Source organism: Chitinimonas violaceus (genome assembly GCF_052601015.1).
The window spans coordinates 1-26,987 of record NZ_JBQXDJ010000001.1 but is presented as its reverse complement, the minus strand read 5'-3'; the positions used below and the strand labels follow the sequence as shown (position 1 = coordinate 26,987).

23 protein-coding genes and 1 tRNA gene are annotated in these 26,987 nt (G+C 54.0%); 12 read left to right on the top strand and 12 right to left on the bottom strand.

All coding sequences use genetic code 11. The annotated features are described in order from the left end of the window. The first annotated feature begins 54 nt into the window (after positions 1–54). The gene (locus ACUHMQ_RS00120) at positions 55–1,026 is read left to right on the top strand and encodes a M14 family metallopeptidase (RefSeq protein WP_445293400.1); all 972 of its coding nucleotides are present in this window, start codon (positions 55–57) and stop codon (positions 1,024–1,026) included. A gap of 58 nt (positions 1,027–1,084) precedes the next feature. On the opposite strand, the gene ACUHMQ_RS00115 is transcribed toward ACUHMQ_RS00120, so the two are convergent. Next, complete coding sequence (locus tag ACUHMQ_RS00115) at positions 1,085–1,279, bottom strand: SlyX family protein (protein WP_445293399.1); 195 nt, start codon at positions 1,277–1,279, stop codon at positions 1,085–1,087. 17 nt (positions 1,280–1,296) lie between these two features. Continuing rightward, positions 1,297–3,510: a YgiQ family radical SAM protein gene (locus ACUHMQ_RS00110; RefSeq protein WP_445293398.1), complete on the bottom strand. Its 2,214-nt coding sequence runs from the start codon at positions 3,508–3,510 to the stop codon at positions 1,297–1,299. 224 nt (positions 3,511–3,734) lie between these two features. Here ACUHMQ_RS00110 and ACUHMQ_RS00105 point away from each other — a divergent pair, with 224 nt between their 5' ends. After that, the gene (locus ACUHMQ_RS00105) at positions 3,735–5,528 is read left to right on the top strand and encodes an aminopeptidase P family protein (RefSeq protein ID WP_445293579.1); all 1,794 of its coding nucleotides are present in this window, start codon (positions 3,735–3,737) and stop codon (positions 5,526–5,528) included. A 126-nt stretch (positions 5,529–5,654) separates the two neighbouring features. Continuing rightward, positions 5,655–6,038, top strand: coding sequence for a hypothetical protein (locus ACUHMQ_RS00100; protein WP_445293397.1), 384 nt, complete (start codon positions 5,655–5,657; stop codon positions 6,036–6,038). Between the two features lie 138 nt (positions 6,039–6,176). On the opposite strand, the gene ACUHMQ_RS00095 is transcribed toward ACUHMQ_RS00100, so the two are convergent. Further along, positions 6,177–6,737 (bottom strand): YaeQ family protein, encoded by a 561-nt coding sequence (locus tag ACUHMQ_RS00095; protein ID WP_445293396.1) that lies wholly within the window; start codon positions 6,735–6,737, stop codon positions 6,177–6,179. A gap of 103 nt (positions 6,738–6,840) precedes the next feature. Here ACUHMQ_RS00095 and ACUHMQ_RS00090 point away from each other — a divergent pair, with 103 nt between their 5' ends. The 5 genes from ACUHMQ_RS00090 (at position 6,841) to ACUHMQ_RS00070 (ending at position 12,436) form a co-directional block, all read left to right on the top strand. Then, positions 6,841–8,094, top strand: coding sequence for a winged helix-turn-helix domain-containing protein (locus tag ACUHMQ_RS00090; protein ID WP_445293395.1), 1,254 nt, complete (start codon positions 6,841–6,843; stop codon positions 8,092–8,094). Next, the gene (locus tag ACUHMQ_RS00085) at positions 8,091–8,894 is read left to right on the top strand and encodes a MipA/OmpV family protein (RefSeq protein ID WP_445293394.1); all 804 of its coding nucleotides are present in this window, start codon (positions 8,091–8,093) and stop codon (positions 8,892–8,894) included. Before ACUHMQ_RS00090 ends, ACUHMQ_RS00085 begins: the two co-directional genes overlap by 4 nt. Before the next feature lie 193 nt (positions 8,895–9,087). After that, positions 9,088–9,163 (top strand) — tRNA-Met (locus tag ACUHMQ_RS00080). A 425-nt stretch (positions 9,164–9,588) separates the two neighbouring features. Beyond that, positions 9,589–11,559 (top strand): DNA topoisomerase IV subunit B, encoded by a 1,971-nt coding sequence (parE, locus tag ACUHMQ_RS00075; protein ID WP_445293393.1) that lies wholly within the window; start codon positions 9,589–9,591, stop codon positions 11,557–11,559. 31 nt (positions 11,560–11,590) lie between these two features. After that, positions 11,591–12,436 carry a glycosyltransferase family 2 protein gene (locus ACUHMQ_RS00070; RefSeq protein WP_445293392.1) on the top strand — a complete coding sequence of 282 codons (846 nt, stop codon included), beginning with the start codon at positions 11,591–11,593 and terminating at the stop codon, positions 12,434–12,436. A 306-nt stretch (positions 12,437–12,742) separates the two neighbouring features. Here ACUHMQ_RS00070 and rfaQ read toward each other — a convergent pair whose 3' ends face one another. The 7 genes from rfaQ to gshA all read right to left on the bottom strand — a co-directional run bounded on the left by rfaQ (position 12,743) and on the right by gshA (position 19,700). Then, the gene (rfaQ, locus tag ACUHMQ_RS00065) at positions 12,743–13,825 is read right to left on the bottom strand and encodes a putative lipopolysaccharide heptosyltransferase III (protein WP_445293391.1); all 1,083 of its coding nucleotides are present in this window, start codon (positions 13,823–13,825) and stop codon (positions 12,743–12,745) included. Further along, a complete protein-coding gene (gene ptsP / locus ACUHMQ_RS00060) occupies positions 13,825–15,555 on the bottom strand; it encodes a phosphoenolpyruvate--protein phosphotransferase (RefSeq protein WP_445293390.1) in 1,731 nt (576 codons plus the stop codon). Before ptsP ends, rfaQ begins: the two co-directional genes overlap by 1 nt. Before the next feature lie 15 nt (positions 15,556–15,570). Next, on the bottom strand, positions 15,571–15,840 hold the full coding sequence (locus ACUHMQ_RS00055) for an HPr family phosphocarrier protein (RefSeq protein WP_445293389.1): 270 nt from the start codon (positions 15,838–15,840) through the stop codon (positions 15,571–15,573). A gap of 9 nt (positions 15,841–15,849) precedes the next feature. Beyond that, the gene (locus ACUHMQ_RS00050) at positions 15,850–16,257 is read right to left on the bottom strand and encodes a PTS sugar transporter subunit IIA (RefSeq protein ID WP_445293388.1); all 408 of its coding nucleotides are present in this window, start codon (positions 16,255–16,257) and stop codon (positions 15,850–15,852) included. Between the two features lie 99 nt (positions 16,258–16,356). Further along, complete coding sequence (gshB, locus tag ACUHMQ_RS00045; RefSeq protein ID WP_445293387.1) at positions 16,357–17,295, bottom strand: glutathione synthase; 939 nt, start codon at positions 17,293–17,295, stop codon at positions 16,357–16,359. A gap of 76 nt (positions 17,296–17,371) precedes the next feature. Continuing rightward, positions 17,372–18,196 (bottom strand): HDOD domain-containing protein, encoded by an 825-nt coding sequence (locus ACUHMQ_RS00040; protein WP_445293386.1) that lies wholly within the window; start codon positions 18,194–18,196, stop codon positions 17,372–17,374. 205 nt (positions 18,197–18,401) lie between these two features. Continuing rightward, positions 18,402–19,700, bottom strand: coding sequence for a glutamate--cysteine ligase (gshA, locus tag ACUHMQ_RS00035; protein WP_445293385.1), 1,299 nt, complete (start codon positions 19,698–19,700; stop codon positions 18,402–18,404). Between the two features lie 473 nt (positions 19,701–20,173). On the opposite strand from gshA, the gene mgtE reads away from it, so the two are divergent. The 3 genes from mgtE (at position 20,174) to grxD (ending at position 22,993) form a co-directional block, all read left to right on the top strand. Then, complete coding sequence (gene mgtE / locus ACUHMQ_RS00030) at positions 20,174–21,610, top strand: magnesium transporter (RefSeq protein ID WP_445293384.1); 1,437 nt, start codon at positions 20,174–20,176, stop codon at positions 21,608–21,610. 61 nt (positions 21,611–21,671) lie between these two features. Continuing rightward, complete coding sequence (gene prmC / locus ACUHMQ_RS00025) at positions 21,672–22,502, top strand: peptide chain release factor N(5)-glutamine methyltransferase (protein ID WP_445293383.1); 831 nt, start codon at positions 21,672–21,674, stop codon at positions 22,500–22,502. Between the two features lie 176 nt (positions 22,503–22,678). Beyond that, complete coding sequence (gene grxD / locus ACUHMQ_RS00020) at positions 22,679–22,993, top strand: Grx4 family monothiol glutaredoxin (protein WP_445293382.1); 315 nt, start codon at positions 22,679–22,681, stop codon at positions 22,991–22,993. 192 nt (positions 22,994–23,185) lie between these two features. On the opposite strand, the gene ACUHMQ_RS00015 is transcribed toward grxD, so the two are convergent. After that, complete coding sequence (locus ACUHMQ_RS00015; protein WP_445293381.1) at positions 23,186–23,989, bottom strand: transporter substrate-binding domain-containing protein; 804 nt, start codon at positions 23,987–23,989, stop codon at positions 23,186–23,188. Between the two features lie 337 nt (positions 23,990–24,326). Between ACUHMQ_RS00015 and ACUHMQ_RS00010 the strand changes: the two genes are divergently transcribed. Continuing rightward, positions 24,327–25,094 (top strand): class I SAM-dependent methyltransferase, encoded by a 768-nt coding sequence (locus ACUHMQ_RS00010; protein WP_445293380.1) that lies wholly within the window; start codon positions 24,327–24,329, stop codon positions 25,092–25,094. 365 nt (positions 25,095–25,459) lie between these two features. On the opposite strand, the gene ACUHMQ_RS00005 is transcribed toward ACUHMQ_RS00010, so the two are convergent. Beyond that, entirely contained in the window at positions 25,460–26,302 is an 843-nt protein-coding gene (locus ACUHMQ_RS00005; protein WP_445293379.1) for a PEP-CTERM sorting domain-containing protein, read from the bottom strand. Positions 26,303–26,987 lie beyond the last annotated feature (685 nt).

The window sequence follows — 26,987 nt, the reverse complement described above, 5'->3', positions numbered from 1 at the left end:
AGTGCACAAATCGAAGTATCATGCTGCCCGTTTCCACCCCGACGGCCACCCATCATGACCCACTTCAAGTCCGTTTCCTATACGTGTCCTCAGCCTGGTCCACGTTTAATTGTATTGGGCGCAGTACATGGCAATGAGTTGGCCGGTACCCGGGGTATTCTGCGGGTGATGGAAGAGTTGGAGCAGGGGCGTTTGAAGCTTGCCCGTGGCAGCGTCACCTTTGTACCCATTACCAACCCGCTGGCTTATGAAAAACAGCAACGGGCCGGCGACCGGAACCTGAACCGCAATCTCAATCCAACCGATGCGCCACACGAATTCGAGGACCTGATCGCCAACTGGCTCTGCCCGCTATTGGCTCAGCACAATGTGTTGCTTGATTTGCACTCGTTCCAGTCCCCCGGCCAGCCTTTTGCTATGGTTGGGCCGGAGAACAATGACGGCACGTTGGAACCATTCAAATTCGCCCACGAAGAGGAAGCCTTGGCAATACGCCTGGGAGTAGGGCGTCTGGTGGATGGATGGCTGTCGACCTATGCCCACGGCGTTGAAGCACGCATAGCACGCATGCCGGCGGATGCTTCGCGCGCTGACCTGCTTAATGCCGATTCACGCTATGGCATTGGCACTACTGAGTACATGCGTTCTGTCGGCGGTTATGCGATTACGCTCGAATGCGGCCAACACGACGACCCACAAGGCCCCGAAGTTGCCTACCGTGCTATTCACAATACCTTGGCGCACCTCGGCATCAGCGGTGAAGCCGATCCAATCCCCGCCAAAACCATCGAGGCGCTGCATATCTACCAAGTCATCGACAAGTTCAATGCCGATGACAGCTTCAACCGTACGTGGGCCAGTTTCGACACGTTGAAAGCAGGCGACATCATCGGCAAGCGTGCCAACGGCGAAATCGTTGCAGCAGAGTGCGATGGCTATATCCTGTTTCCAAACAACAAGGCGCAAGCTGGGCAAGAATGGTTTTATCTGGCAAGGACAACTGAACGTTTCGCAGCCCCAGGCTAGAAACAGCACAAGTAAAAAGCCGCATCGTGTGATGCGGCTTTTTTTGGACTCAAATTAGTCAGTAATGCGGCGGTATCTCATGCTGTATACCGGCAGGCTTGAATCCATCCTGCATTCTTTCAGTAAGGCTACGCATCTCCTGCGCCAACCATTCCAGCTGTTGCTGCTGGCGGGCCACGACTTTATTCAGCTCATCCAAAAGATCGTCCTGCAGCGCAAGGCGGATCTCCAGTTCGGTAACGCGGTCTTCCATATCTTTATCCTTATTGCTCAACGACCACGAGATTTACCAGCGGTGCCTTTAATTGGGCCACCTTTACCACCACGCAGATTCGGCTTGCGTTTAACAGCCGGCGCAGCAATTCGCCCCACAGAACCTGGACCACCACCACCGCGGGCATTGCCGCGTGGTGCCTGCTGCGCACGCTCCTCTGCACTGGGATAAGGCACCAGACAATGGGCCGCACCACCAATCAGATCAGCGCGTCCCATGTTCACAAGTGCCTCGCGCAGAATCGGCCAATGTTTGGGGTCGTGGTAACGCAGGAAGGCCTTGTGCAACTTACGTCGATACGTATCGCGCACGTTATCGACGATCTCGCTATTACGCGCCACTTTCTTGAGTGGATTACGCCGGGTGTGCCACATGGTAGTTGCCATCGCCATTGGCGTGGGCGTAAAAGCCTGTACTTGGTCAGGACGGAAGTTGTTCTTCTTCAGCCAGATGGCGAGATTGAGCATGTCCTCATCCGTCGTGCCAGGGTGGGCTGCAATAAAGTAGGGGATCAGATATTGCTGCTTGCCGGCCTGCTTACTGAAACGGTCGAACAGTTTGCGGAATGCCTCGAACGTATCGACCCCGGGTTTCATCATTTTGCTGAGCACATTTTCCTCGGTGTGCTCCGGTGCAATTTTCAGATAACCGCTCACGTGGTGGGTTACCAGCTCTTTGATGTATTCCGGTGAACGTACGGCAATGTCGTAACGTAGGCCGGACCCGATCGTGATCTTCTTCACCCCTGGTATAGCGCGCGCCTTGCGATACAGCTGTACCAACGAGCTATGGTCAGTATTCAGGTTCTCACAGATACCAGGGTAGACACAGCTGAGCTTGCGACAGGCCGATTCGATCTTTGGGTCTTTGCAAGCCAGTCGGTACATATTGGCAGTGGGGCCGCCAAGGTCTGTAATATGGCCTGTGAAGCCCGCGGTCTTATCCCGGATCTCCTCGATCTCGTTGAGGATGGATGCCTCTGAACGGCTTTGGATAATGCGGCCCTCGTGCTCTGTAATCGAGCAGAAAGTACAACCGCCAAAACAGCCGCGCATGATATTGATCGAAAAACGGATCATCTCCCAAGCTGGAATATGCGCACTGCCATAGCTTGGGTGCGGGTTACGTGCGTAATACTGGCCGAACACATAATCCATTTCAGGCGTGGTCAGCGGAATGGGCGGCGGGTTGATCCATATATCCCGCTCGCCATGTTGCTGTACCAAGGCGCGCGCATTACCGGGGTTGGACTCCAGGTGCAGCACACGGCTGGCATGGGCGTACAGAACCGGGTCGTGCACCACCATTTCATAGGATGGAATCCGGACTACCGTATTACCACGCGCAGCCAATTTTGCACGTACGCGTTCCGCCTTGCTGATCAAGCGTATAGGCTGGGTACCTTCAGGAATAGCTGGGCCATTGATTTGTTTGGGTGCCTCAGGCTCCATGGCGTAAGGGTCGATATGCGCATCGACACGGCCTGGGGTGTCGACTGTGCTTGAATCTTCTTCCACCCACTCGTCATCCGGCCTCCACCCCTTGGGAGCAATAAAAGCTGTACCACGGATATCGCGCATGTCGCGCAGCTTTTCGCCCGCCGCAGCACGCTGGGCAACCTCTACCAACGCACGCTCGGCATTACCGAACAGCAGGATATCCGCCTTGCTGTAGATCAGCGCAGACTGGCGCACCGTGTCGCTCCAATAGTCGTACTGAGCGATACGACGTAGAGAAGCCTCAATGCCGCCCACCATGATCTGCACACCAGGATAAGCCTCGCGACAACGCTGCGAGTAAATGGTTACCGCTCGGTCCGGCCGCTTACCCGCTACGCCGTGCGGGGTATAGGCATCGTCCGAACGCGGCTTTTTGTCAGCCGTGTAGCGGTTGATCATCGAATCCATATTGCCGGCCGTCACACCGAAAAACAGCCTTGGCTTACCCAGCTCCTTGAAAGCATCCGCCGTCTGCCAGTCCGGCTGGGCAATAATACCCACACGTAATCCTTGTGCTTCCAGCACCCTGCCTATCAAGGCCATGCCAAAACTCGGATGGTCGATATAACAATCACCCGTTACCAGAATCACATCGCACTCCTCCCAGCCAAGCTGATTCATCTCGGCACGGTTCATCGGCAGAAATGGTGCTGGCTTACGGGCAAGAATGCCTTCTGGCAATTGAGAAATAGGGGTGACTGCGCTGCTCATACGACGGTTACCTGCTTGGCGAATCGACCATTTTCGCAGAAAAGCCTCATTTAACCAAAAAATGCTTGTTTTTCATCGAGATAGCCCATCAAGTTGATGACAAAACAGTAAAATCTGGGTTAGCTCTCTTATAACCGTTTTTGCCCACGCACCAACTCATTAAAAAATGGGTGCCGGTCTACCCAACTGAGCACCAACACGCCAGGAAAATCGCCATGGATCGCATGTCCTCGCCTATCCCCGCCCGTATCGCCCAACTCCGTCAAGCCATGGCCGCACAAGGCCTTACGGCTTATCTTGTGCCATCTGCCGACCCACACCTCTCGGAATACCTACCGGGTCGTTGGCAAGGCCGACGTTGGCTATCGGGATTTAACGGCTCAGTCGGTACGCTGATCGTAACGCCCGAGTTTGCCGGCTTATGGGCAGACAGCCGTTACTGGGTACAAGCAGAAGCCGAACTGGCCGGCACCGGTATCGAACTGATGAAGATCCCCGCTGTAGGTGGGTCCCAACATATTGATTGGCTGGCTGCCAATGTACCAGCCGGCAAGACAGTCGGGGTCGATGGTGCTGTGCTTGGGCTGGCGACGGGGCGCGCACTTGATACTGCACTGAAAGCCAACAATATCATGCTGCGGACTGATGTCGATCTGCTCGACAGTGTTTGGCCCGACCGCCCCAGTTTACCTACGGCCGCCATCTACGAACACAAGCCTCCCTACGCGACACAAAGCCGCGTGGACCGATTGGCGCTTGTCCGCCAGGAAATGGTTGCCAAAGGTGCCCAGCACCATTTCATTTCCACAGTGGATGATCTGGCCTGGTTGTTCAATCTGCGTGGGGACGATGTCAACTACAACCCCGTCTTCATTGCCCATGCGCTTGTCGATATGGATAAGGCCACATTATTTCTGGCCGAAGGCAAGGTACCAACCGATGTTGCTGCAGCGCTGGCCAAGGATGGTGTTCAAATTGCACTTTACGCCAAGGCTGCTGAGGCATTGGCCACTTTACCCGCAGGCAATACCCTGCTGATCGACCCACGCCGCATTACCCTTGGCTTGCGTCAGGCTGTCGCCAACACTGTTAAAGTAGTCGAGGCAATTAACCCTTCCACTTTTGCTAAGTCAAAGAAAAACACGGCCGAAGTCCAGCATGTACGTGCCGCAATGGAGCAGGATGGAGCTGCCCTATGCGAATTCTTCAGTTGGTTGGAAGGCGCGCTAGGCAAGGAACGGATCACCGAAGTCACTATCGATGAACAGATTTGCGCCGCCCGCGCACGCCGCCCGGGCTTCGTATCGCCCAGCTTTGCCACCATCGCCGGTTTCAAAGGCAATGGCGCAATGCCGCACTACCGTGCTACCGAGGAATCGCATGCCGTTATCGAAGGCAATGGCTTATTGCTGATCGACTCTGGCGGCCAGTACCTTGGCGGCACCACCGACATCACCCGGGTTATACCAGTTGGCACCATCAGCGCTGCCGAGAAGCGTGATTTCACCTTGGTACTGAAGGGCATGATCGCGCTCAGCATGGTGCAATTCCCTCGCGGTACCGCCTCTCCACGCCTTGATGCCATTGCACGTGCACCCATTTGGGCAGGCGGTGTCGACTACGGCCACGGTACCGGACATGGGGTGGGCTACTTCCTGAATGTGCATGAAGGCCCGCAGTCAATCGCTCCAGGCGCCATGCCAGAGCCGCATACCGCCATGGAGCCCGGCATGATCACCTCCAACGAGCCAGGCATCTACCGACCCGGCCAATGGGGTGTACGTATCGAGAATCTGGTGTTGAACGTACCGGCTGAAACCAACGAATTTGGCGAGTTCCTCAAATTCGAGACTTTGACGCTTTGCCCGATTGATACCCGCTGCATCGACAAGGCCATGCTGCGCGCCGACGAAGTAGCCTGGCTGAACGACTACCATGCCTTGGTTAAAACAAGGCTTGATCCACTCGTGGATGGTGCTGCGAAGCAGTGGCTGCATAGCCGTACGACCGCCATCTGACCGATCCATTCGTCAATCCACAGCCCGCCAACCCAGGTTGCGCGGGCTTTTTTATTATGTTGTCCTTGGAATTAGCATATCCTTCTGTCATATTTAAATGGTTACGTCTAACAGGTCCAAACCACCATGACACGTTCACTCACGCTGCACGCCTGCTGCTTGACCTTACTACTGGCCTGTCACAGCTTGCCTGCCTTTGCTCAAGAGAATACGGATAATTCGAATGTGATGGTCGCACCGCTGACCCAGCCGGATGAACCAAGCATGCAGATGCAGGAATCCGCGCCGTCATTAACGCGCGGCATCCCCCGCCCCAAGAACCTGAACGACATGAAGCAGGGCACGTGGTCTTATGAAGTCATGAAGATCGCCCGTGCTTCCGGATGCGAAGGTGACGGTGCCTGGTTAATCGGCAAGGACGGCATGGAAGAAACCTATCAGGTGTTCTGCCCGACAGAGAGGCAATTCGTTGCTGTCTGCGTAAGATCAGGCTGCATTGAGGTCGACTGAAGCACACGTCCGACTACGGAGAGAGTCCCCCTCTCTCCAGTCAGCTGTAAACTTAATAACCCACTTACGATCTTGCTGCGCAGCAGTAACCAGGGCTTGCGCTGCTCACGACAAATCTTAAGCAGGTTCTGAAACGGCTTATCTAGCTGGCTGTAACCCGTTGCGCTGCAGTGTCTCGACGTGAATCTCCAGATTATTGGCACCATCAGCCAGCCACACGATGCCATCCTGGATCGTGCAGCTCAGTTGCATGCTGCGTGCAGCCATTGCGTCCAATTCGACAAGTGTCGCCTCCGGCACCGTTAACACCGTCAGCTTGTCCAGCTTGCGCAACACCCCGGCATTGGCCTTCCACCATACAGGCAGCGCCCGTCCACCATATGCAAACAGCACAACCTCATCAGACTTGCCACATGACTGGCGCAGACGGCGTTCATCGGGCAATCCAAGTTCTATCCAGAGCTTTACATCGCCATGGTCATGATGCTCCCAGATATCCGGCTCATCCTCACTACTGATACCCCGCGAGAATTTAAGACCTTCGCTAGCGTGTAGCGCAAAAGCCAACACACGCAGCATCATGCGTTCCGTCGTTTCAGAAGGGTGGCAGGCGATAGTCAGATTGTGCTGACCATAGTAACCACGGTCCATATCGGACACGTTGAGGTCAGCTTTATAAATGGTTGCGTTCAGAGCCATGGAGCGTACTTTCTGCCAAAGGAATGCGGAAACAGGTGGCGATTCTACCTGTGGCTGACAGTTCGCTTACACTGCCATCTTCTTATTTACCCATTTGGCATTCATGACTCAGTATCTGTCGATCTCAGCTGCACGCCAACTTCATCTGGCAGCCCAAGGTTTGTTGCAATATCAACGTCGCAAAGCCAATAAGGCAGATGTATTGGCCACCATTCAACGAATGGCACTTTTGCAGATCGACACTATTTCTGTTGTTAATCGCAGTCCTTATTTTGTCCTGTTCAGTCGCCTTGGCGCTTTCGATTCGACCTGGTTGGAGCAATTACTGGCAGAAGGCAAGATTTATGAATATTGGGCTCATGAAGCCTGCTTCATCCCGACTGAGGACTATGGTCTGCTACGCCATCGGATGCTCGACCCGGCAAATATGGGTTGGAAATTTTCTGACCATTGGCTGGCGCAACATGCAACGGAAATCGCCTCCATCAAGAACCATATCCAGGCAAATGGCCCAGTACGTTCAGCCGACTTTGAACGCAAAGGCGGAAAGGGTAACGGTTGGTGGGACTGGAAGCCGGAAAAGCGGCATCTGGAAGTACTGTTCACTGTCGGCCAGTTGATGGTAACGGAGCGACGTAGCTTTCAGCGAGTTTACGACTTGGCAGACAACGTACTGGCAAAGCATTACCAGAATGGTTGGGACGATACACGCGATTTACCCAGCCCAGAGGATGCCCAGATCGAGATGGTACGGCGCAGCTGTCAGGCACTAGGTGTTGTCAAAGCAGGTTGGGTCGCCGACTATTACCGGCTTATGCGGGGCAAATACGAAGCCATGCTGTACCAGTTGGCCGATGCCGGTGAGTTGATTCCGGTACGGATCGAAAATTGGCGGCAAGATGCCTTCGTTCACAAAGACCTGATACCGCTACTGGACAAAGCCGCCAACGGTAAGCTGCAATCAGGCATCACCACCTTACTGTCGCCATTCGACCCAGTAGTCTGGGATCGGAAACGGGCCAGCGAGCTATTTGATTTCGACTACCGGATCGAATGCTATACCCCTGCGCCGAAGCGTAAATTTGGTTACTTCGTATTACCCATACTGTCGCGCGGCAAGCTAGTTGGCCGATTGGATGCAAAGGCACACCGCCAGCAAGGTGTGTTTGAAGTCAAATCGTTGTTTCTAGAGCCTGGCATGCGAGTCAGCCAACGATTGATTTCCGACCTGCAAACCGCCTTGCAACGCTGCGCCGATTGGCATGGTACCCCTGAGATACACGTGCTGAATGCTCCACGCGATCTTGCAGGTGTGCTTAGTAGTCTCCCACCTTCACTTTCCAGCTTATCCAAATGAGATTGTCCCTTTCTGTTATCGCACTGGTGTTGATCAACCAAGCCCATGCTGAAGAAGCCAGCTTGCAGCTGGGTGTGGGGCTCTCTGTCATCAACCTGCCTGACTACCGTGGTAGTGATGAACAACACAGCTATTTGTTGCCTGTACCCTATATCAGCTATCGCAGCGACAAGCTGGAAGTTTCGCGAGCCGGCATTCGTGGAAAACTATTTGATAGCGAACGGGCTGAAATAGACGTAAGCGTCAACCTGACGCCACCAAGCCATAGCGATGGCAACATTGCCCGGGCGGGCATGCCGAAACTCTCTCCTACAGTGGAAATCGGTCCTTCAATCAAATACCGTCTTACTGAAGCCGATGCGAAAGTACGCTGGGAAGCTGTACTTCCTTTGCGTGCGGCGCTTGTTGTAGATGACTGGCGTACCCGTTACTTCGGCACCGTAATCAACCCTAAGCTGGCGGCTGAATGGCAATTTGGCCAGGGAGATGCAATATGGCGGATGGGTTGGTCGGGTGGCGCATTGATTGGAAGCCGTAAGCAGCATGAATACTTTTATGGGGTCGGGCCAGAATTCGCCACCACCAACCGACCAGCCTACAAACCCAGTGCCGGTTATGCGGGTTTGCAATCTACACTCAGTGCGAGCCGCGACCTCGGTGATTACTGGCTAGGCTTATTCTTACGGCTAGACAACCTTAATGGCAGCCGCTTTGCCGATAGCCCACTGGTAAAACAAAAAACCAACCTCAGTGGCGGTATAGCGCTGGTTTGGCGCTTCTACCGCAAAGGCCGGCCTTAAAAACCCGTTCACGATCTGTCACGAGCGGGTACCGGAAGGATAGAGTGCAGAAACTGGCGCGTGCTCAGGAAATACGAGCAATACAATGAGCCCTGATCAGGGCTGTGTAGTAAGACCCGTGAACAAATTCTAAGATTTTTCATCAAAATGCTTGACGGGCCGCGGTTAGCTCTCCATAATCCGGTTCCTCTGTCGCGGGATGGAGCAGTTGGCAGCTCGTCGGGCTCATAACCCGAAGGTCACAGGTTCGAGTCCTGTTCCCGCAACCAAGAACACCAAAGCCTCAGACGCAAATGCATCTGAGGCTTTTTGTTTTGGTGCTTCGTCTGATTTGCTCATAGCGCAACCCAATATCGCAGACGATCTTACTACGCAGCTGTGATCAGGGCTCATGTGCTGCTCGAAAGCCACCGGGGACGCCGAACTGCCACGGTGCCCCGCACCAAGAAGTTCGCAGCCTCATGTACAACAGTACACTCCAGGTTTCTGCGCTACTCATCGCCCTAATGACAGCTGCTCGTGACAGAGCGTAAACAGGTTCTTAAGACAGCACAAAGTACAGATATCCGGGGGATACTTCGCTATCGTTGCTTACAAATTCGCCCTATTCATCTAGGCATTCGCTGTTAGTTGCTTGCCCCTCTTCCATTGGCCCACTAGACTCCGCGCCATCTGCTGCAAGGAAATAATCAAGATGGCCGCCCCGCAATACGACGAATCCTCCGTCAAAGTGCTCAAGGGCCTGGAACCGGTAAAACACCGGCCAGGCATGTACACCCGCACCGAAAATCCCCTTCATATTGTTCAAGAAGTCATCGACAACGCCGCTGACGAAGCCCTGGCTGGCTACGCCAAAAGTATTGAGGTAGTTGTCTACCAGGATGGTTCCGTCAGTGTTGCTGATGATGGCCGCGGGATTCCGGTCGGTATTCACCCCGAGATGGGTGTGCCAACAGTAGAGGTAGTCTTTACCCAGTTACACGCCGGCGGTAAGTTCAATAAGAAGGATGGTGGCGCCTACAGCTTCTCGGGCGGTCTTCATGGTGTTGGCGTAAGTGTCACAAATGCTTTGTCGACACGGCTGGAAGTGCGGGTCAAACGTGATGGCGCTGAGCATGCACTGGCGTTTGGCGATGGCTTCGTTATCGAACCCCTGGCGCTGCTCAAAGAGATCGGCAAAAAAAACACGGGCACCGCTGTTCGCTGCTGGCCAGACCCCAAGTACTTCGACTCACCCAATATTCCCTTAAGCGAGCTGGTACACATCCTTCGCTCCAAGGCTGTGTTGCTGCCCGGCATTACGGTAACGTTGTCCATTGAAAAGAAGGATGGCAGCCGCGATACCCAAGCCTGGAACTATCCAGATGGCCTCGCTGGCTATCTGAATGAACAGCTGGCTGACGCAGAGCTCATCGTGCCGTTGTTCCGTGGTGAGCGTTACATCAGTGAAGAGAACGAGAGCTTCTCCAAGGGCGAAGGTGCGGGTTGGGTAATCACCTGGACAGAAGAGGGCGGCATTGCCCGCGAATCGTATGTGAACCTGATCCCGACGCCTTCGGGCGGCACCCATGAGACCGGCCTGCGTGACGGTGTATTCAATGCCGTCAAGAATTTCATCGACCTGCATAACCTGCTGCCTAAAGGCGTTAAGCTGTTACCGGAAGACTTGTTCGCCCGTGCCAGTTTTGTGCTGAGTGCCAAAGTGCTGGACCCGCAGTTCCAAGGCCAGACCAAGGAAAGACTATCGAGTCGCGATGCATTACGACTCGTCTCCACCCAGGTACGCGACCCGTTTGAATTATGGCTGAACGAGCATCTCGATTACGGCAAGAAACTGGCTGAATTGGCGATTCGCCAAGCCCAAAGCCGTATGAGAGCCGCCAAGACAGTGGTGAAGAAAAAAACCAGTGGCGTTGCCGTGCTTCCCGGCAAGTTGACCGACTGCACCAGTGATGATGTAAGCCGGCGTGAACTCTTCCTGGTTGAAGGTGACTCAGCCGGAGGTAGTGCCAAACAAGGTAGGGATAAGGATTTTCAGGCCATCCTGCCGTTGCGCGGCAAGGTGCTTAACAGCTGGGAAGTGGACCAGGGTGAGCTGTTCGGTAACAACGAAATCCACGATATCGCCGTCGCCATTGGCGTGGACCCCCATAAGTCGGATGGGCCAGCGGATCTTAGTGGCTTACGTTACGGCAAGATCCTGATCATGTCGGACGCTGATGTGGATGGCTCCCATATCCAGGTACTGCTGTTGACGTTGTTCTGCCGGCATTTCCCGCAACTGGTGAAGAACGGTCATATTCATATCGCCCAGCCACCATTATTCCGCATTGACGTACCCGGCAGCGGCAAGCAAAAGCCGCCACGCAAGTTCTATGCGCTGGACGAGGGTGAGCTGGATGCCATTCTCGACAAACTCCGCTTGGAAAAAGTACGGGAAGGGAGCTGGGGCGTCAGCCGTTTCAAAGGTCTTGGCGAGATGAATGCTGAACAGTTGTTCGAAACCACCATGAACCCGGATACACGCCGTACTCTGCAAATCAGTTTTGATGTGATTGAGGACGACACCCGCCGCATCATGACCATGCTGATGGGCAAGGGCGAAGCCAGCTCACGCCGCGCTTGGCTGGAAGAAAACGGCAACCTTGCTGAAGGGGACATCTGATGCAAGGCACCCGATCCGCAGGAGCAACACATTGACTCAAACCACTCCCGACGCAGCCGTACGCGTCGCCATCGTCATCCCGGTATTGAACCAGCTGGCGTATACCCAGGGCTGCCTCGAGTGCCTGCAGCCCGATATTGCTGCAGGCGTACAGGTTATTGTCGTTAACAATGGCTCTACAGATGGCACTGCCGAGTGGCTTGCCAGTCAGCCCAGCATCAGCGTCATCAGCAACCCGGAAAACCTCGGTTGTGCACCAGCATGGAACCAGGGCGTAAAGCTGGCCGGTAACGCGGACTGGATCATCGTGCTCAACAACGATGTACTGTTGCCTGCGGGTTGGCTGCAAGCGCTACTACAGGCCGCTGAAAAACATCGCCTGGATATTGTCTGCCCAGCAATGCGGGAGCGAGACCAGAACTATCCGTTTGCAAGCTATGCCCAAAGTTTTATGCATGATCTGCAGGATGTACTGCGGCTCAATGCTGCGCATGGTGTCTGTTTTGCCGTCAAACGTACCGTATTCGATCGCATCGGCAGCTTTGACGAAGCCTTCCGGATTGGCCAATTCGAGGATACCGACTTCTTCCGCCGGGCCCGGATAGCAGGCTTTCGCACTGGCATCGTCGGCGCATGCTTTATCCACCATTTCGGCTCAGTCACGCAGGATGCCCTCAGCGACACCAACCGGAATCGCCCATACGAAGCGGAAAACCGTGCTTACTTTCGCAAGAAGTGGCAATTGGGCTGGTGGAAAAGGCGTAACGAGAAGATGCGCCAGGAGATGCAACAAAGCTGGTGGCGTTGGCACGAGCAACGCCGTTATGGGCATACCCTGCATGAGAAGTGGGGGAAAGACCAGCTGGAGTTCTACTGAAACTTAGAACCTGTTCAAAGCCTGCTACGCGTCAGCAATACTACGTTGAAAACGCTTTCGGAATGCTCATTTACCACGTGTAGACTCCGCTTCCTCAATTGTTTTCGCCTTGTCTTGCCCTAGCTCGCGAGACTTTGGACATGTTCTGGAACCTGATCGCGATCCTACTGCACAACTGTGAGCAAGGCTTATGTGCGGCTCTGCACCCTGCTGACAGCTGCTCGTGACAAATCGTGAATAAGTTCTTAAGGATCGCTGATCAAATCTACAAATGCACTGCTGGCTACCCAACAGTGCATTTGAACTTCATGCCAAGGCGAGCGGTTTACCCACTTCATCTGCCAGAGAGCGTAGTGCGCCTAACACCACCTGCTCGGGTAGATTAACGAGGCAGTCGCTTACTTGACCGTCACCACATCCTTCACGGTTACACGGCCGGCAACGATAATCTGAATTAGCCACCATGCGGTTTGGCACCTTCCATGGCGCCCATTTGCCGTCAACCGATGGCCCGAACAATGCCACACAAGGCGTACCAAGCGCTGAGGCCATATGCATAGGGGCAGAATCCAGGCCCAGCCATAGCTTTGCGTCGGCTATTAAAGCGCCAAGCTGCTTCAGTGTTATCTGCCCAGATAAATCAACGACTGGACGCTCCAGCCTGGCTTTGATCGCCTCGATCATTGCCATTTCCTGCGGCTCTTTGGCCGCCGTCAGCAATACTTTTTCTCCTGCTGCCGTCAACGTGTTGATCACCGCTGCCATTTTTTCTGCTGGCCATGCCTTGTACATCCAACGCGATGTAGGGTGCACCTGGATATATTCACCCGGCTGCAAACCATGCTGAGCCAACAAAGCATGAGCGCTGCTACGGCTGGCATCGTCAACAGTCAGATGCATACGATGGGTAGCTTCATTTGGCCGGATACCTATGCGGCGCAAAGCATCCAGATGCACCTCAACCATATGCCGGGTCCATGGCAAATCATGGTAAAGATGAGTGAAACTCTTGCGCCAGAATCTGTCGCGCAACATATCAGATGCAACCGACACCTTTGGGCGCAACAAGCGGCACAACCATGCACCCCTGCGGCGCTTGGTGAGGTGAACGACCAGATCGTAGTTACGCGAGCGTAATGTGCTCAGTAACTGCCACTCAGCCTTGAGCCAACCCCACAATCCAAGCTGGCGGCGGCCGCGGCGCACAATGCCATGCAATTGATCAAGGTCCGGATGGCCCGCAATCATCGGCTTTGTATCTTCAAACACCAGTGCATCTACTTGATAACCTGCCAAAGCCAAAGTACTTACAACAGGACTACTCAACAAGACATCACCATGATGCTGCATCATCATTACCAGCGCACGGCGCTGGCTGCTGCTATCCATTACGTTACCCCTAACAACAATTCCCGCACCCTGTCAGCGTCCGGCGCACGTTCAATTTCATTCGCCAACGGGCTCAAACACGTCAGGTCACTCTTCAAGATCACTTGCTTCACACTCAGAAGCTGAGCAGGGTGCATGGAGAAACTGCGTAAACCCAGCGCCAGCAAGAGCCGCGTCATGCGTGCATCCCCTGCCATTTCACCACAGACCGACACAGGCACCCCCTTCCGATCAGCACATCGAATCACATGCGCGATCAGGTGCAGCACGGCAGGATGAAAAGGGTCGTACAGATGGCTGACCGCATCGTCCCCACGATCCACCGCCAGCGTGTACTGGATCAGGTCATTGGTACCGATCGAGATAAAGTCGAGTCGCTCCAGCAGATGGTTGACGGTAAGCGCCGCTCCAGGCACCTCGATCATCCCCCCGACCTGTACCTCGTCACTGAACGGGATACCTTCTTCACGCAGGCTATCCTTCACCTGGTCGATGTGGAACAACACCTGGCTGACTTCAGACAAGCTGGCCAACATTGGAAACAGCAACTTCAACTTGCCATGGACACCTGCACGTAACAAGGCGCGCAACTGGGTACGGAACAATATTGGCTCCGCCAGACACAGCCGGACGCCAGTCAGCCCCAATGCCGGGTTGGGTGCAGATTGCGCTTCCTCATCCGCCCATTTGGGCATCTTGTCGCGCCCCAGGTCCACCGTACGAATCGTAACCGGCTGCCCTTTCATACCCTCAACAACCTGCTTGTATGCCTCGTACTGCTCTTCTTCATCAGGCAGATCATCACGGCCCAGGAAGATGAATTCTGACCGGTAAAGGCCAATACCAGCAGCACCATTGGCCTTCACCGGTTCCAGGTCCCCAGGGGTCTCGATATTGGCGAGTAGTTCGATGCTGACCCCATCCTTGGTCGTGGCGGCCGTGCTCTTTAACCGTTGTAACCGCTTGCGCTCAGCAGCATGGCTAGCTTGGCGCTTGCGGTATTCGGCCACAATCGCTTCGCTGGGGTCGATGATGGCAACCCCTGCTGTACCATCGACGATCAGCCGCTCGCCTTCGCGTATCAGCTGGCGCGCATTATGCAGCGCCAACACAGAAGGGATATTCAGACTGCGGGCAAGAATAGCGGTGTGGGAAGTAGGCCCGCCCACATCGGTCAGGAAAGCGGCAAATTGCGCTTCCTTGAACAGCACCATATCCGCCGGACTGAGGTCATTCGCCACCAAAATGCGTTCGCGGCTGTCCTCCGGCGGCACATACTGCCCGCCGCCTTGTCCAGCCAACGCCTTGAACACCCGCTCGACCACCTGGATTACGTCAGTACGCCGTTCGCGCAGGTACTCCTCTTCGATGACGTCAAACTGCTCAAGCAGACGATCCTGCTGCAACTTCAGCGCCCATTCGGCATTGCAATGCTGCTCAGTAATGATATCGCGCGGCTCACGGGCAATTGTATGGTCGTTCAGCAGCATGACATGCAGGCTGAGGAAGGCACCTAGCTCCGTGGGGGCATTCTCAGGAATACTGCCCCAAAGCAGTTCAAGCTCCTTGCGCGTAACGCGGACTGCGGCATCAAACCGGGCAATTTCACCGGCGACTTCAGCATCGGTAATCTCGTAATGAGCAACTTCCAGATCGGTATGGCTAACCAGATGGGCCCGGCCGATGGCGATACCGCCACCAATTCCGATGCCATGCAAGCTAATGGTCATGGCGCCTCCGAGCGCTTATTCCGACTCATCGAAACGATTGGCGATCAGCTCGGTAACCGCCGCCAACGCAGCAGCCTCATCCGGGCCGCTAGTTTCAACTATCACTCGGCTACCCTTGGCAGCAGCCAACATCATCACACCCATGATGGACTTTGCGTTCACCCGCTTGCCGTTACGGCTCAGCCAGACCTCGCTGGCAAAACGGCTGGCAAGCTGGGTCAACTTGCTGGAGGCACGTGCGTGCAGACCCAGCTTATTGATGATCTCGACTTCTTGCTGTTGCATTCGTAGTCCTTATCCAATCGAATTTGTTACGGGCGGCAGGATGTACATCACACCTTCCAATCCCCCCGTAACTGCCTTACCCACCACAACCTCCAACGGCTCATTCGCATAATTCAGGGTCCGCACGAGCATCGGCAGATTGATGCCTGCCACCGCCTCGATCCGGCCAGGCACAATCAGGCGATAAGCGATATTGGAAGGTGTGCCGCCATAGATGTCAGACAGCACTACCACTCCAGTCCCTGTATCAATTTCACGGATCAAGGCCCGCGCCCGCTCCAGCACCACGTCCGGATCATCCTGACGATACACAGGGAGGTAACGCAGTTGTGGCAAGGGTCGCCCAAGTACATGAGCGGCACACTCAGCCAGACTTTCACCAAGACCGTAGTGCGTGAGCAGCAGAATTCCAACCATAATCAAACTCTAAAAACAGCGTTACATCGATTCTAACAGTGACGAGCTAGCATCCCACTTAGGCAGTAACGCAATGTTCAGCTTGATTGACTTTTCTGCCTAAATTGCCGCCTCCAACGCATCAATAAATACACCCGCTACATTAATTCCTGATTGCGCACTGATTTCCTGAAAGCAGGTTGGACTGGTCACATTGACTTCCGTCAACGTGTCGCCAATCACGTCCAACCCCACCAACAGTAACCCCTCAGCAACAAGTTGTGGCCCCAAAGTCTCGGCAATCTCCCTGTCACGTTGGGTCAGTGGACGGGCCACACCCGTACCGCCTGCTGCCAGATTGCCACGCGTTTCGCCCTGCATCGGTATGCGGGCCAAACACCAATCGACCGGTTTACCGGCGATCAACAGCACGCGCTTGTCCCCATCCTTGATAGCAGGCAGATAGCGCTGCGCCATCAAAGTCACCTTACCGTTCAGTGTCTGGGTTTCCAAGATAGCACCGATGTTGGGATCTTCAGGTCTTAAACGGAAGATACCGGCCCCACCCATGCCATCAAGCGGCTTCAAGATGATGTCCTGATGCTCATGCAAAAATGCACGGATATCGTCCGCCCTGCTCGTAACCAGTGTAGGCGCGATGAACTGGGGAAAACGCAGAATGGCCAGCTTCTCGTTGAAATCACGCAATGCGCGGGGTTTGTTGAATACACGGGCACCCTGGCGCTCTGCATGCTCCAGCAGGTGGGTGGCATAGAGGTATTCGCTGTCGAAAGGCGGGTCTTTACGCATGACCACGGCATCGAAGCTTGCCAGCTCACGCGTCTCCACCGGGCTTGCGACAAACCAATTATGCGCATCACCAGTGAGTTCTATGCGATATACATCGGCTGAGACCCGGCCAGCCAATACGCGCATATCGCGCTGTTCAAAGGCGTAAAGCGTATGGCCACGCGCAGCTGCCTCGCGAAGCATGGCAAATGTAGAATCTTTGTAAATTTTGAAGCTGTGCAGGGGATCGGCGAGAAAAGCGAGATGCATTGGTTGAGAATCGAAAGTGAAGAGGAAGAATCAGCCGGTGGAATGACTATCGCACCCCAACCCGGCCGAGCGGGCACTACAGCAACTCTTGCAGACCCTCACATGAAGCACGGGCCTTGGGCAGTTCCTCCACCATGGCAGTAGGTGATATCGCCAGCTTATCAAGCAACTTGGCGGGTAACATTTCAGCAACTTCAGCGTCACTCAACCCAGCATCAAACTGGGCTGCCAACAAGCTGGCCAATGCAACCAGACCCGCATAGGGTTCGAATTGTTCATGGGCAGCAGGGTTGGGATGCTGCGTGATGGCGCGCTGAATATTGACCGGGAACTGCCACCGGCGTGCCAGCTCGCCCCCTACCATTGCCAGATCCACCCCCAGCACCATGTTTTCTACTTGGGCACGATCGGTACCCGCTACCACCATACGATCTATCTTGGCCATTTCACCAGGAGCCGCAATATGGATCAAAAGTTCACCAATATTGTGTAACAGACCGCATGTATAGGCTGTGTTGCCGTCCAGGTTCGCCAGTTTGGCTGCCCAACGGGCAAGGTTGCCGGTCTTGAAACTCTTCAGCCAGAAAGCCTTACGGTCAAAGGTATCACTGGCCACCTGCATACCCGACATGCCTGACGACACCACCAAAAGACGGAGATGATCAAAACCCAGCCTTACCACTGCATCTTCAATATTGGCCACCGATTTGCCACCGCTCATGCGGCTGCTATTCGCCAAGCGCAATACCTTTGCCGACAACACCTGATCATGAGAAACCTGGGTCACCACTTCGTCCACATCAGTATTGGGCCGCTCGAAGCTGGCCAACAGCTCCTGGACTACCTTGGGCACCATCGGTAAGCGACCGGCAGCCTTGTCAAAAATCTCTTCCAGCGTCATAGCATGACTCCTCGGGAGTAAATCCGCCCCCCGGACTAAGCGGGCCGGATTTCAGATGTCAGGTGGAGGTGGGTCCTCGCAAATCAGTTCCGAAACGACAACCGATGAGGACACCGCTTAAGCATAGAAGTTATTCCGGGTAGCCGCGCCATCACCGCGAACCGGCCGCTTAATGGCAAGCAGCAGGCCGACACGAACAAGTACTTTACGCTGCCAGCTCCGCAGTCAGTGCAGGCTCGGTGACTTCGATCTCCCTGGAAGCCGCCAATAATGCCAGCCGGGCGACAACACCATAAGCGTAGAAACGGTTCGGCGCGCAATCCGGGCTGCCATCGCAATCCGGTGTCGACAACGGCGTATCAAACGCCAATGGTTTGAAGTACGCACCGGGGGCATTCAGGTTCTCATCACTGCCGCGTTCGGTATGAACCCGGTAGAATCCGCCAACCACAAAACGGTCCATCATGTAGACCACCGGCTCAGCCACTGCGTCCTCAATCGTCTCGAAGGTCGGCACGCCTTCCTGGACGATCACATCACTGACTTCTAGACCTTCCTTGACCACCGCCATCTTGTTGCGCTGCTTGCGATTGAGGCCAATCACTTCCTCTGGCGACTTGACGCTCATGACACCCATGCCATAGGTGCCGGCATCAGCCTTCACAATGGCATACGGGGCAGCATCGATGCCCAGATCACGATATTTGACTGCTGTCAGGGCCAGTATCCGCTCAACCTCGGCGGCCAACCGCTCTTCGCCCTCTCTAGTCTGGAAGTCGAGCTGGCTGACCTGGCCAAAGTAGGGGTTGATATACCAAGGATCGATGCCAAGCAGGTCGGAAAACTCCTCGGCGACGCCATCGTACTGGGCAAAATGATTGGTCTTGCGTCGGGTATACCAACCTGCATGCAGCGGCGGCAACAGACTTTGGTCGATATTGCGCAATATCTCGGGGATGCCAGCCGATAGATCGTTATTCAGCAGCACGACACAAGGGTCGAAACCCGGCAGCCCTACGCGGCGGTCATTACGCTGAATTGGTTCCAGCACCAGGGATGCACCATTGGGCAAATCAAAATTGGTTGGCTCTTTGATTTCGGGATTCAGCGACCCCAAGCGGACATTCAAACCTGCAAGTTTTAGGATACGCGCCAAGGCGGCGACGTTTTGCAGGTAAAACTGGTTACGTGTGTGATTTTCCGGAATCAACAGTAAGCGCCGGGCATCCGGACAGATCTTCTCCAGCGAACTCTGTACAGCCTGCACACACAATGGTGTGAAATCCGGGTTCAGGTTATTGAAGCCGCCAGGAAACAGATTCATATCCACCGGGGCCAACTTGAAGCCGGAATTACGTAAATCAACCGACCCATAGAACGGGACTGGATGTTCCAACCATTGGCTACGAAACCAAGCCTCGATCTCACATTGGGCTGTGAGCATCTTGCGTTCCAGATCAAGCAAGGGGCCAGTAAGAGCAGTGGCGAGATGAGGTACTTTCATGGCGAAACCTATCTTATATGCAGCGGTTTTGGCCCATCCAGGGCAACTGGACAACAATCCCCATGTACCTAAACATTGGCTTTGTTGACATAAAGTCTGCGGCCACACAGAACCCGTGCCATTCCACAACCGGGGAATAACCGAGCACCACGTGGCTGGTTAAGCAAGCAATACTGCAACTAACAACATACCATCCAAGCGTCAGCCAAGGGCTAATAGTCTGACAACCGCAAAGCGGCCAACGGCAGCGTACAGCACCATTCAAAAATCGGTATGTACATGGGAACAACAAATCAGCAGGTTTTAAGGCTGCTTCGAAGAGAATAGCCGATCTGGCAGATTGTTCGTTTAGATAGGGTTACCTATGCCCGGTTTCAAGCTGCCCGCATGCTAAACTCGCGCCGCGCCTCCGCCCGGTCATCTGTACCAGCCCGCAGCATGTGCCTTCAATCAGTCAACGACGAGGTCCCGGCATGACCGAACCCGCCCCCAAGCCCAAGGAAAGTCTGCAAGAGAGCCTGCAGCAAGTGCAGCGCCTGCTTAATAGGCAAAAGCAGGTGGAATCGCTCGCCCATAAGCAGGAGATACCGCACGATCCTGCCGAATCCTTGGTGCACAAGCAGAACCTCGTCGAACTGGAACACAAGCTTGAGCAGCTGCACCCGGCTGATATCGCCATCATTCTCGAATCATTGCCGCTGGAAGAGCGGTTGGTGGTGTGGGGGCTGATAAAGACTGAGGTCGAAGGCGATATTCTGCTGGAAGTCTCGGATACCGTCCGGGAATCGCTCCTGGCCGATATGGACCGGGCAGAGCTGATTGCGGCAGCAGAACACCTCGATACCGACGAGCTGGCCGACCTGGCGCCAGACCTGCCCCAGGACGTGATGCATGAGCTGATCGGCGGCCTGGAGGAGGAAGAACGCGCCGAGCTGCAATCCGCGCTGTCCTATGCCGATGACCAAGTCGGGTCGCTGATGGATTTCGACATGGTCACCATCCGGGATGACGTGACGCTGGAAGTGGTGCTGCGTTATCTGCGCCGCTTTGAGGAGCTGCCGCATCACTGCGACAAGCTGTTCGTCGTGGACAACGATCAACGTCTCAAAGGTGTGCTGTCGATCAAGAAACTATTGGTCAGCGATCCTGAGCTCGAAGTGGCCGATGCCATGGCACGAGATATGGTCATGTTCCGCCCCGATGACGATGCAGGCGATGCCGCCCAGGCTTTCGAGCGTTACGACCTCGTCTCCGCGCCGGTCGTTGATTCGACCAACAAGGTCATCGGCCGCCTGACTGTGGACATGATGGTGGACGTGATTCGTGAAGAGACTGATGCTGAAGTGCTGAGTTTCGGTGGTTTGAAGGAAGAGGAAGATCTCTTCAGTTCCGTGTGGGACTCCGCCAAAAACCGCTGGCCCTGGCTGGCAGTGAATATCTGTACTGCCTTTCTTGCCAGCCGAGTGATCGGCGCTTTCGAACATACGATCGAGGCACTCGTCGCCCTTGCGGCCCTCATGCCCATCGTGTCGGGCATTGGCGGAAACACGGGTACTCAGACTGTCACCTTGGTCGTGCGCGGTCTGGCGCTAGGTCAGATCAATCCCTCCAGCGCCCGCCGACTGATTGTGAAAGAGCATGCCATCGCCCTCTTGAATGGTGTGGTCTGGGGTGGGGTGCTAGGTTTCATCGCTTATCTGCTTTATCAGGATCTCCATCTTGGCATCGTGATGGCTGCGGCGATGACCCTGAACCTCCAGGTAGCTGCATTGGTAGGCTTGCTGGTGCCATTGACAATGAACAAGTTCGGGCGAGACCCCGCCTATGGCTCTTCGGTCTTTTTGACCGCAGCGACAGACAGCATGGGGTTCTTTATCTTTCTGGGTCTTGCCACCTTGTTCCTGCTGTAGACGAATTTCCTGTGCCTGCCGACTTCGATCGCCGTAGGTCGGTGCGCACACAAAGGACCATATGAAACATACCGTCGCCAGCCTGATCGCCCAAGCACGCCAGTACGGCCTGCCTTCACTGGAAGCACGGTTGCTGCTGGAGCATGTAAGCGCCATCAGCCGCACCCGCCAAGTTGCGTGGCCAGAGGCTGAGGTCAGTGCCACAATTGCTGAACAATTCCAAGCACTGACTCATCGCCGTACAGCGGGTGAGCCTGTCGCTTATCTCATTGGAACACGCGAATTCTTCAGCCTGGAGCTGGAAGTCAGCCCAGCGGTGTTGATCCCTCGCCCAGAAACCGAGCTGCTGGTCGAACTGGCGCTAGAGCGCCTGCCGCTGGACCAACCTCGACGCGCTCTCGATCTGGGTACGGGTTCGGGCGCTATTCCAGTTTCGTTACGTAAACATCGACCGCAGTTGGCTATGTATGCGGTCGATATTTCTAGTGACGCACTTGACATAGCAGCCCGTAACGCCGAGCGGCACAGTACCCCCATTCTGTTTGCCCGCAGTAATTGGTTTGCGGAACTCGGGAATGAACGCTTTGACCTGATTGTTTCGAACCCGCCGTATATCGCTGCAGGTGATGTGCACCTACGTGAAGGTGACTTACGGTTTGAACCTGCGGGCGCGCTGAGTGATGGCGCTGATGGCCTGCTGCATATCCGGCAGATTGTTGCCGGTGCTGCCGCTCACTTACAACCTGGGGGCTGGCTTTTGTTCGAGCACGGTTATGACCAAGCCGAAACCAGCCGGCTACTGCTCAGACAAGCGGGGTTTCATTCCGTGTGCAGCTGGCGTGATCTGGCGGGTATCGAGCGGGTTAGCGGCGGGTATTTGCCGGACGCGTAGCTGGCTGCTACGTTGAAACTTAAGAAGTGACAGGGTACATCACTTTGCTGGCATGGACTCTTCGCCATCCACGCCGTAAAATTCCCGACTGAATTGATCGACTATTCGAACGATACGTCTCGAATACTGCCAAACCGGCCGCTTATCCCACCGGCCAGCAATAGCAAGGAAGTGTCATGGATATCCAAGAAAAAATCCGCCAACTCGTTACCGAGAACCCCGTCGTGCTCTTTATGAAGGGTACGCCTACATTCCCGCAATGCGGCTTCTCCGCCAAGGCAACCAGCATCCTCAAAGCCTGCGACGTGCCCTTTGCCACCATCAACGTACTGGCTGACGACGATATCCGCCAGGGCATCAAAGAATATGCAAACTGGCCAACCATCCCGCAGCTTTATATCAAGGGGGAGTTTGTCGGTGGCTCGGACATCATGAGCGAGATGTACCAGAACGGTGAGCTACAAACCATGCTGCAAGACTTGAAAGCCTGAACAGCGATTCCAGTGAGAATAGTCAGGCAACGCAAAAAAGGCCCATACGTGTATGGGCCTTTTTCTGTCTAAAACCTGTCCACTATCTGTCACGAGCAGCTATCAGCAGGGCGCAGCAGCACATAAGTCCTGATCACAGCTACGCAGTAAAATAGTGAACAGGTTCTAATGAGCAAATTCCTAACCAGGTACTTACTTAGCGCCAATCTTGAAAGTACGCAACAGCGGCATCTGGCTGCTTGGGCCAAACCAGCGGTCAAAGATCTTTTCTGCCTCGCCAGACTCTTCCATGCCCACAATGGTCTTGTTCACCTCGTTGAGAAGTCGCTTCTCACCCTTACGGACACCAATGCCATAGACCTCTACCGAGATACTCACATCCGGGATTTCAAACTCGTCCTTATTCGGCATCTTCGCCAAGCGTCCAGCCAGGATCGGTTCCTCCGTACTCACCGCATCAAGCTCACCCTTGCTCAGTGCATTGAACGCTTGCTTATAGTCGGCAAACAGCACCAAGTCCGCCTCTCGTAAGTCTCGGCGCAGATTGCGTTCAGAGGTCGAACCCGTAACGGTGCCAATCTTGGCATGGGCCAGATCTTCGACAGCATTTACTTTGCCTTTGGGCGTCACAAATTTCTGCCAAGTCACAAAATAGCCGTAACTGAAATCGATCTGTTTTTCACGTTCAGCATTCTTAGTCATCGTCGCGATAACCAGGTCTACTTCCTTGGCCTGCAGTTTCGGAATCCGCTGCGCCGATTCAACCTCTTTGACCACCACCTTCACGCCAAGCTGCTTGGCGATGGCAATAGCGAAGTCCACGTCATAACCGGATATGGTCTGGGCTTTATGATTCCGCATACCAAAAGGCGGTGTGGAATCTTTCACCCCTACGATCAAGGTGCCGCGCTTTTTAATTTCATCCAGATCATCAGCAAATGCAGACCCCAGCAAGACAACGCCAAGCACTGTGGATAGTAAGAATTTTAGTTTCACGGTAATGCTCCAAGGAATAGAGGAAGCTGTAAACAACCTAAGAAACTGTTCCCGACTTGTCACGAACAGCACGTGATCCCTAATCACAGCTGCGTAGTAAGATCATGAACAGGTTCTGAGAACTGGTATTTTTCTAATCCACTGTATGCCTCCGACCTTATCTAGTTTGCAATAAAACCGGAATTAGAAAAGCTTTATTGCTATTTTCTTGGCCAGTCAAAAACAATACCAGCCAGGGCCGACCGCGAATAATCTGCTCAAAGCCAGCAATGCAGCGCGTCTTAATAGCCTGAAGCTTAGTAAGCTCTCAGAATCATAAATAGACGAGAAAACCACGATGTCCTCAATCCACCACGCAGCAGCTACTGGTTTCAACCAACAAGCGGACGCCTATGCGCGTGGTCGCCCAGACTATCCAAAGTCCATCCTCCCATGGTTACAGGAAACGTTGGGGCTGAAAGCGGGTAAGACTGTTCTCGACCTTGGTGCAGGCACAGGCAAATTCACGGGACTGCTACAGCAAACCGGTGCTCAGGTACTGGCGGTGGAACCCGTTGCAGCTATGCGCGCAAAACTTGAGGCGCTTGAAGGCATAAGCGTGATCGACGGCACTGCAGAAGCCATTCCCCTGCCCGATGCCTGCCTTGATGCGGTATTGGCTGCCACAGCCTTTCACTGGTTTGCCACACCTGCTGCCATGGCTGAAATAGCCCGTCTCCTGAAACCCGGCGGCTGGTTGGGGCTGGTATGGAATACCCGGGATGAATCACACGACTGGGTAGCCAAGCTCACCGAAATCATGACGCGCTATGAAGGTGATGTACCACGCTACCGCAACGGTACCTGGAAGCAGGTTTTCCCGGCCCCTGGTTTTGGTCCACTAGAACAGACCCACTTTCCACACCAACACGCAGGGCCTCCTGAGCAGGTAATTATCGATCGCTGCATGTCGGTGAGTTTTATTGCGTCACTGCCGGAACTGGAGCGGAACAGAGTAACCGCGGAACTACGCGCATTGATCGCCATCCACACCCAGTTAGCAGGGCAACTTGAAGTGGTTGTGCCTTATCGTACCGAGGTGTTCTGGTGCCAACGCCAACCGTAAACATCGGGTTTCAAACCATAAGCTCTGCATTTGTAAAATTTCTCGACACTAATCAGAAAAACCTTCGGGAACAGGTTGAAGCAATACCCGTATCTACAATACGCCACTCAAACCTATAACCAGTGCCGGTAAAGAGGTATTCCTAATCTAGCGAGATGCAAACGTATAACTTCAAGTACGTGAAACAGGCTTCCAGGTACAGCCTTATTTTCTGCCCAACTGGCGAATAAGCCATACCGTAAAATTTTTCGACAGCCTCGCTATTGTTCTTTCCATCGCCGCGGCATTTACTAATCGAGGCGCAATGGACGTAAAAAAGGAGGGGAATTTCCCCTCCTCGAATTACTACCAAGGTTAAATACTTATTAGAAATATTTGGCACGACGGCGGGTAATTGCACCCAGCCCAAGCAAGCCCAACGCCATCAATGCAACTGAGCTTGGTTCTGGCACTTTCAATGCATCGGCACTGCCATCGCTTGTTACCTTGCCAGTAGAGCACAGCAGGGAATTGTCGAATACGCAGGCACCAGCAAACGTAAATGGGTTGGAAATCTTATTAGTGGTTTGAACTTGCAGGAACAGATCAGTCACTGAGTTGTAACCCAGTCCTGGGCCAGCAAGATCCAATTGGAACCCATTCAGGAAAGTGTCAAATTGCAGGAGCAGCGTTGACTGCCCAAGTGTCTGGGCCTGACCGAAGAAATCAGATAGGTCCCCACCCGATGGACCACGCATCGACATTGTGGCCATATCGACCCATGTCATTGCATTGTCCGACGTCGCTTGCAATTTGATTGAACCAATACCCTGATTAAAGGTGTAATTAATTGCCCCAGTAACTGCGTTATATGCAGTCACTACACCCGACAGCCCAGTAAATACAAAACGCATTCCATCCAGTGGCTGAGCAAAGTTTTGTGGGAAACCAAAGTCACCGAATCCGGGGACGTTCTCAAGTACATAATTGATATTAAAGATCTGACCAAATTCTTCGAACTTTGCACCCACGAACGGCGTGCCACCAGGGCCAACTTGTTGGTGAACAGTTGCCTCACCACCATTTAGACCAAGGTGACCAATATTGTTTGTGGTTGTACCTGCAGCACTCATGGTCCAGCCATCTTGAACCACCATTGCATGAGCAGCCGGCGCCATAGCTGCTGCGCTAGCCAAAGCGATAGCCGTGACGAGTTTTTTGATTTGCATCGCGAATTCCTCCTGAGAACTTGCAATATTTTTTTCTGGATTAATACCAAAGCCGTTAAGCCAGGTAATTCCAATTTGATGCGATGCAGATCAAAGCAATGCATGTGCCAAATATGCAAGCACATGATTTCATAAAGGAAAACACAGTTACCGTCAGAGAAGGCCGGTACACCGTAAAATATTTCGACATCCAATTAACAGTACTTTCTAATTATTCATCTCCAATATGTAAGGCACAAGTAAGCCATGGACGAATCCTGCTTTAAATTGAAACCAAAATACCCGAGGAAGCAAAATCCATAAGTGGTAAATGAGCATTCCGAGGAAGATTTCAAACCCATATCGCTTATTCGCCAAAGACGCTGAATAGACTCTTAGAACGTGTTCAAGATCTGTCGCAAGCAGCTGTCAGCTGGGGTGCAAAGTAGCGCAGAAACCGGAATGTGCTTAGGTACATGAGGCTGCGAACCTACTGGTGCGTAGCACCCTAGTTGCAGGGGCTTTTGAGCTGCACATAAGCCCTGATCACCGCTGCGCAGTAAGATCATGAACAGCTTCTTAGATGTTTAGTCCCACAGTATGCTGGTCTAATCTTTAGCCAGCTACGAAAGGATGAGCTATGGGACAGGTTCTACATGGAAGCGCCACAACGACACCGGCAACCCGTCGCGCGATACAACATAGT

What these genes read in the sequence shown, in the direction of transcription:
- gshB (WP_445293387.1), bottom strand. Translation starts at nt 17,295, where the DNA reads ATGCATCTCGCTTTTCTCGCCGATCCCCTGCACAGCTTCAAAATTTAC.
- parE (WP_445293393.1), top strand. Translation starts at nt 9,589, where the DNA reads ATGGCCGCCCCGCAATACGACGAATCCTCCGTCAAAGTGCTCAAGGGC.
- ACUHMQ_RS00095 (WP_445293396.1), bottom strand. Translation starts at nt 6,737, where the DNA reads ATGGCTCTGAACGCAACCATTTATAAAGCTGACCTCAACGTGTCCGAT.
- ACUHMQ_RS00105 (WP_445293579.1), top strand. Translation starts at nt 3,735, where the DNA reads ATGTCCTCGCCTATCCCCGCCCGTATCGCCCAACTCCGTCAAGCCATG.
- grxD (WP_445293382.1), top strand. Translation starts at nt 22,679, where the DNA reads ATGGATATCCAAGAAAAAATCCGCCAACTCGTTACCGAGAACCCCGTC.
- ACUHMQ_RS00055 (WP_445293389.1), bottom strand. Translation starts at nt 15,840, where the DNA reads ATGCAACAGCAAGAAGTCGAGATCATCAATAAGCTGGGTCTGCACGCA.
- gshA (WP_445293385.1), bottom strand. Translation starts at nt 19,700, where the DNA reads ATGAAAGTACCTCATCTCGCCACTGCTCTTACTGGCCCCTTGCTTGAT.
- prmC (WP_445293383.1), top strand. Translation starts at nt 21,672, where the DNA reads ATGAAACATACCGTCGCCAGCCTGATCGCCCAAGCACGCCAGTACGGC.
- ACUHMQ_RS00120 (WP_445293400.1), top strand. Translation starts at nt 55, where the DNA reads ATGACCCACTTCAAGTCCGTTTCCTATACGTGTCCTCAGCCTGGTCCA.
- ACUHMQ_RS00050 (WP_445293388.1), bottom strand. Translation starts at nt 16,257, where the DNA reads ATGGTTGGAATTCTGCTGCTCACGCACTACGGTCTTGGTGAAAGTCTG.
- ACUHMQ_RS00110 (WP_445293398.1), bottom strand. Translation starts at nt 3,510, where the DNA reads ATGAGCAGCGCAGTCACCCCTATTTCTCAATTGCCAGAAGGCATTCTT.
- ACUHMQ_RS00005 (WP_445293379.1), bottom strand. Translation starts at nt 26,302, where the DNA reads ATGCAAATCAAAAAACTCGTCACGGCTATCGCTTTGGCTAGCGCAGCA.
- ACUHMQ_RS00010 (WP_445293380.1), top strand. Translation starts at nt 24,327, where the DNA reads ATGTCCTCAATCCACCACGCAGCAGCTACTGGTTTCAACCAACAAGCG.
- ACUHMQ_RS00085 (WP_445293394.1), top strand. Translation starts at nt 8,091, where the DNA reads ATGAGATTGTCCCTTTCTGTTATCGCACTGGTGTTGATCAACCAAGCC.
- ACUHMQ_RS00115 (WP_445293399.1), bottom strand. Translation starts at nt 1,279, where the DNA reads ATGGAAGACCGCGTTACCGAACTGGAGATCCGCCTTGCGCTGCAGGAC.
- rfaQ (WP_445293391.1), bottom strand. Translation starts at nt 13,825, where the DNA reads ATGGATAGCAGCAGCCAGCGCCGTGCGCTGGTAATGATGATGCAGCAT.
- ptsP (WP_445293390.1), bottom strand. Translation starts at nt 15,555, where the DNA reads ATGACCATTAGCTTGCATGGCATCGGAATTGGTGGCGGTATCGCCATC.
- mgtE (WP_445293384.1), top strand. Translation starts at nt 20,174, where the DNA reads ATGACCGAACCCGCCCCCAAGCCCAAGGAAAGTCTGCAAGAGAGCCTG.
- ACUHMQ_RS00090 (WP_445293395.1), top strand. Translation starts at nt 6,841, where the DNA reads ATGACTCAGTATCTGTCGATCTCAGCTGCACGCCAACTTCATCTGGCA.
- ACUHMQ_RS00100 (WP_445293397.1), top strand. Translation starts at nt 5,655, where the DNA reads ATGACACGTTCACTCACGCTGCACGCCTGCTGCTTGACCTTACTACTG.
- ACUHMQ_RS00040 (WP_445293386.1), bottom strand. Translation starts at nt 18,196, where the DNA reads ATGACGCTGGAAGAGATTTTTGACAAGGCTGCCGGTCGCTTACCGATG.